The organism is Aliivibrio logei (genome assembly GCF_001691055.1).
GTDB classification, from domain to species: domain Bacteria; phylum Pseudomonadota; class Gammaproteobacteria; order Enterobacterales; family Vibrionaceae; genus Aliivibrio; species Aliivibrio salmonicida.
In genome coordinates, this window is record NZ_MAJU01000039.1 from 1 (window position 1) to 1,223 (window position 1,223).

The 1,223-nt window shown below is 36.0% G+C and carries 2 protein-coding genes; both read right to left on the reverse strand.

Annotated features, from left to right (window positions below; genetic code table 11):
* Window positions 1-58 precede the first annotated feature (58 nt).
* Complete coding sequence (locus tag A6E04_RS20630; protein ID WP_065612271.1) at window positions 59-661, reverse strand: putative adenosine monophosphate-protein transferase Fic; 603 nt, start codon at window positions 659-661, stop codon at window positions 59-61.
* Entirely contained in the window at window positions 654-1,109 is a 456-nt protein-coding gene (locus A6E04_RS20635) for a YhfG family protein (RefSeq protein ID WP_244886308.1), read from the reverse strand. The genes A6E04_RS20630 and A6E04_RS20635 overlap by 8 nt, the downstream gene beginning before the upstream one ends.
* Between the last annotated feature and the right edge of the window lie 114 nt (window positions 1,110-1,223).

Here is a 1,223-nt window from a genome sequence, read left to right on the forward strand (position 1 = left end):
ACGGTAAACTCAAAGAAACCTAGAATGCCGAATGTAGCAAATCGTGTTGATGCGATTGTTAACTGCGCTTTTCAGCTTTAGTTACACAAACAGAAAACAACTCTTTCATTGGCACATAATTACAATGATAACCATGGATATTTGCAGCTACCCATTGCTCAGAAGTAATACCAGAAAAATTAATATTGTAACCACAGTTGATTGCAATATGCTCAAACAACAAACGTTGAGCGCGACCATTACCTTCACGAAATGGGTGTAGAACGTTAATATCGCAATAATACTCAGCTAGCTTAGTAAGAAATTCATCGTATGGAAGATCAGCTAAATACTTATCTTTTTCTAACATTGAAAACAGATTATTCGCTTCTTTTTCAATCCTACCTACATTACAAAAACGTGTATTCCCCTTTGAAATATCAATCGTTCTTAACTCACCTGCCCATTCAAATAGATCGGAGAACAAAATACGATGAATTGAACACAGATAGCTGAAATCGTAAGGAGGCAATTGAAACTCCACATACATTGCAGCTAACGTTGTTAAATCACGTTCAGCAGCCTCTAATACAGCTTCATTGCTGATATTGAGCTTATTAACAAGAACCGTACTATTTTCGTAAGTATAAGGATCTTGTGTTGTGCCATATTTATCAGCCATTGAGTGCCTCTAACGAATTTACGTTTGAGTATTTGTTTAACAACATTTGACGTTGTTGCTCTCTGTCGAGTGATAAATCAAAATCACTAGCAACATCATGGCCCTCTAAACGCATACTTTCTTTAAAGTTATCCATTTTAACTTGCTCGAAATAGGCATGCTTTTCTTCGTAAGAAGAAAGCATTGAATTACTTGGCATAACTAAATCAATGTCATTAAGTTGAGATTGGATCGCTTTCCCTGATTCAAAAACACCCCAGCTATTAATAGAAAAACGGAAGGTTCGACCTTGGCGCTCTCTTTGAATATTTAAGCCTAAATTTTCAACTAATGAGTTAACTACGGATTGTACTTTACGTTCAGAAATCCCAGTTGCAGCCACGATAGCTTGAGTATTTGGAGATTCCAATCGTGTCATTGCAGCTAAAACTAATAATTCGTACTTCATGCTTACCTCGCACATTTATGCGGAAATAATATTAGTCTACTACTCAAAGAGAATGATTACCATATTTGAAAGCTAAATTAACAAAGAAGCAGTTAACGCCGCAATAACACGTTT